Genomic DNA, 4,220 nt, shown 5'->3' with positions numbered 1-4,220 from the left:
TTCCGAACCCGTCTCGCAGACGGAACAGGGCACTGAAGCAACGTCCGGCGACAATGATCGCGGCATGCTGGAGGAAGTACAGTCCTCGCATCCCGATGACCACGAGATCGAATCGGTCGGCGCCGAGGACGCGCTGGAAGAAGTTCGCAACCGCCGCAAACCGGTGCGCCGCCAGTACAAGATCCAAGAAGTGATCAAGCGCCGGCAGATCCTTCTGGTGCAGGTCGTCAAGGAAGAGCGCGGCAACAAGGGCGCCGCACTGACCACCTATCTGTCGCTTGCCGGCCGCTATTCGGTGCTGATGCCGAACACGGCGCGCGGCGGCGGCATTTCGCGCAAGATCACCAGCGCGGTCGACCGCAAGCGCCTGAAGGAGGTCGTCGCCGATCTCGAAGTGCCGCAGGGCATGGGCGTTATCCTGCGCACCGCCGGCGAGAGCCGCACCAAGGCGGAGATCAAGCGCGACTATGAATATCTGATGCGGCTTTGGGAGAACGTGCGCAATCTCACGCTCCAGTCCACCGCCCCTGCCCTCGTCTACGAGGAAGGCAGCCTGATCAAGCGTTCGGTGCGCGACCTCTACAACAAGGATATCGACGAGATTCTCGTCTCCGGCGAGGAGGGCTACCGCGAGGCCAAGGACTTCATGCGCATGCTGATGCCGAGCCATGCCAAGGTGGTTCAGCCGTTCCGCGACACGACGCCGATCTTCGTGCGCAACGGCATCGAGGCGCAGCTCGACCGCATGCTGCAGCCGCAAGTGACGCTGAAGAGCGGCGGCTACATCATCATCAACCAGACCGAGGCGCTGGTCGCTATCGACGTCAATTCGGGCCGCTCCACCAAGGAGCACTCGATCGAGGACACGGCGCTCCACACCAATCTGGAAGCGGCCGAGGAAGTCGCGCGTCAGCTCAGGCTGCGCGATCTGGCTGGCCTGATCGTCATCGACTTCATCGACATGGAGGAGAACCGCAACAACCGCTCCGTCGAGAAGCGGCTGAAGGATCACCTCAAGAACGATCGTGCCCGTATCCAGGTCGGCCGAATCTCGCATTTCGGCCTGATGGAGATGTCACGCCAGCGCATCCGCGCCAGCGTGCTGGAATCGACCATGAAGCCCTGCCCGCATTGCGGCGGCACCGGCCATGTGCGCTCCGATTCGTCGGTCGCGCTGATGGTGGTGCGGGCGATCGAGGAATTCCTGCTCAAGGATTCGCGCAGCCACATCACGGTGCGGACGCCGGCGGCGACCGCACTCTACGTGCTCAACCACAAGCGCGGCACACTGGTGGAACTCGAAAGCCGCTTCGGCCTGACCATCACCATCGAAGCCGACGATACGGTTGGCGCGCAGCACTATGCGATCTTCCGCGGCGCTCTGGCCGAAAAGCCGGAAGGCTTTGTCGAGGCGCGCAGCTTCCCGGCCTATGTCGAGCCGGAAGAGCCAGAGGACGAGATTGTCGTCGTCGAGGAAGATGATGAGGTCGTGGTACAGGCTGAGCAGCCACGCCAGCAGCCGCAGCAAAACCAGCAGCCGCGGCCTGCTGCCGGTGCCGAGGACGGCGAAGGCCGCGACCGCAAGCGCCGCAAGCGTCGCAGACGTCGCGGCGGCAGGGACCGTGATCGCGAACATGGCGCGCCGGCCGACGGCTCATCCGTCTCCGCTCCGGCCGGCGATTTCGCCGAATCGGCAAACGCGGCGGATGATGGCGACGGTGAAACCGACGACGCGGCTCCGATCGCTGCCAGCGCCTCTGACGAGGCGGCGCAGGCTGCGGATGACGGCCAGGGCAAGAAGCGCCGCCGCGGCAAGCGTGGCGGCAAGCGCAATCGCCGTGAAGACGGTGAAGGCGAGACCGAGGCAGGTGCCGGCGAAACGACAGAGGCTTCCGAGGCTGATGCTTCCGAAAGCGAGCCTGCGTCGATCGAGCCGGTGGCTGTCGCTGTGGAAGAGCCGGTGGCTGCGGTAAGCGAAGAGGTGCCGAGCACCGAAAAGCCCAAGAAGCCGCGTCGCGCAGCCAAGCCGAAGAAGGCAGCCGCCGAGGCCGTCGCCGAAACGACTGTCGTCGAGGCAGCCGCGGAAACGCCGGTCGAGGCTCCGGTGGCTATTGCCGAGGAAACGGCGGTCGCGGCCGTCGCGGAAGAGCCTGCAAAGGCCCGACCGTCACGACGCAAGCCGGCAGCCATCGATGCACCGGTTGTGCCCGTGGTTTCCTCGACCGTCACCGCTGAGCCGGAAGCCAAGGCCGAAGAAAAGCCGAAGCGCGCCGGCTGGTGGCAGCGGAAGGGCTTTTTCTAAGCCTTTTTCGCTACTTGAACTGATTTTCTGACAAAAATAATCCCGCGCTGTCCTGAAAGACGGCGCGGGATTTTTCATATCCGTCGTTCCGACAGATCATGAAAGTCATGGCGCGAAGATCGACCAGTTCATCATCCTGGCCAGCTTCTCCAGCGCGATCGAGCCCAGCTTGGAATTGCCGTTGGCGTTGAGACCGGGCGACCAGACGGCAAGCGAGGCGACGCCCGGCACGATGCCCAATATGCCGCCGCCGACGCCGCTTTTTCCAGGAATGCCGACACGGAAGGCGAAATCGCCGGAGCCGTCATAGTGGCCGCAGGTCAGCATCATGGCGCCGATGCGCCGCGCCCGCTCGGCCGACACCACCGTATGCCCGGTCGCCGGGTTCTTGCCGCCATTGGCGAGGAAGCGGCCGGCCATCGCCAGTTGCCGGCAACTCATGGCGATGGCGCAATGATGGAAATAGACGCCGAGCGCCAGTTCCGGCGCATGATGAAGATTGCCGAAGGATTTCATGTAGTTGGCGAGCGCGAAATTGCGATAGCCGGTGGCGCGTTCGGATGCGGCGACCTCGCGGTCGATGATGATGGTCTCGTCGTCGGCGAGGAACTGGATGAAGCGCAGGATCTCGCCGATCGCCTCGCGAGGCTGGTGGCCGGCAAGCAGAATGTCGGAAATGACGATGGCGCCGGCATTGATGAACGGATTGCGCGGAATGCCGTTCTCGTGCTCGAGCTGGACGATCGAGTTGAACGGGTTGCCCGAAGGTTCGCGCCCTACCCGTTTCCACAGCGCGTCGCCGACATTGCCGAGCGCCAGCGTCAAGGTGAACACCTTCGAGATGCTCTGGATGGAGAAGGGCTGGTCGGCATCGCCCGCCACCAGCACGCGGCCGTCATTGGTGACAGCGGCTATGCCGAATTTCCTTGGATCGACCTTGCCCAATTGAGGAATGTAGGTGGCGACGTCGCCACGATCGGTCCGCTCGGCCATTTCGGCGGCGACTTCGGCCAATGCTTGATCAAGTTTGGGGGCCTGTTCGAGTTCCGGCATGGGCGCTACCTCAACCAGCGTTCGATGCGCGCCATCGCCTCGACCATGTCGTCGTGGCTGCCGGCATAGGAAAACCGCATCGTGCGATGCCCCGCCTGAGTGTCGAAGTCGCGGCCGGGCGTCGCCGCCACATGCGCCTCGGCCAGCATCTTGCGCGCAAAGGCCATGCTGTCATTGGTGTGCCTTGTAACATCACAGAAGGCATAGAAGGCGCCATCCATGGGCGCGGCCAGCGGAAAGCCGAGTTCCGGCAGACGCTTCATCAGCAGCTCGCGATTCCAGGCATAGCGCCCCTTGACCGCTTCCAGCTCTTCGGTCGCCGTAAAGGCTTCGATCGCGGCGATCTGCGACAGTTCCGGCGGCGAGATGTAGAGGCTCTGGGCGATGCGCTCGACGGGCCGCACCAGCTCTTCCGGCAACACCATCCAGCCGATGCGCCAGCCGGTCATGCAATAGTATTTCGAGAACGAATTGATCACCGTCACGCTGTTGCCGAAGGTGAGTGCCGTGGTGTCCGGGGCGCCATAAGCCAACCGGTGGTAGATCTCGTCGGAGATGACGGCGATGCCCAGCGTCTCCGCTGTATTGACCAGCGCCGACAGGTCGTCGGCCGGTATGACGGCACCGGTTGGGTTGGCCGGACTTGCGAAAAGCACGCCCTTCAGCGGCTTCTCGCGATGCGCTGTCTCCAGATGACCGGCATGAAGATAGGCCGCGTCACCGAGTTCGATCTCGACCACATCGATGCCGAGCGCCGCCATGATGTTGCGATAGGCAGGGTAGCCGGGGGCAGCGATGGCGACGCGATCGCCCGGATCGAACATCGCCAGAAAGGCGAGATTGAAGGCCGCCGACGATCCCGTGG

At 63.8% G+C, this 4,220-nt stretch carries 3 protein-coding genes; 1 reads left to right on the top strand and 2 read right to left on the bottom strand.

Features of this window, described 5'->3' with window-relative positions; genetic code table 11:
* Positions 1-2,302: Rne/Rng family ribonuclease (locus AC1DX0_RS31885; RefSeq protein ID WP_477358392.1), on the top strand; the 2,302-nt coding region annotated here is incomplete at its 5' end.
* Positions 2,303-2,407: 105 nt separating this feature from the next.
* On the opposite strand, the gene AC1DX0_RS31880 is transcribed toward AC1DX0_RS31885, so the two are convergent.
* Both AC1DX0_RS31880 and AC1DX0_RS31875 read right to left on the bottom strand, forming a co-directional pair.
* Complete coding sequence (locus AC1DX0_RS31880) at positions 2,408-3,355, bottom strand: glutaminase (RefSeq protein WP_477221398.1); 948 nt, start codon at positions 3,353-3,355, stop codon at positions 2,408-2,410.
* A 5-nt stretch (positions 3,356-3,360) separates the two neighbouring features.
* A partial coding sequence (locus tag AC1DX0_RS31875) for a pyridoxal phosphate-dependent aminotransferase (protein ID WP_477358390.1) occupies positions 3,361-4,220 on the bottom strand: 860 nt, incomplete at its 5' end.

Source organism: Mesorhizobium sp. P3_A9 (assembly GCF_056402975.1).
This window is presented reverse-complemented; position numbering and strand designations above follow the sequence as displayed.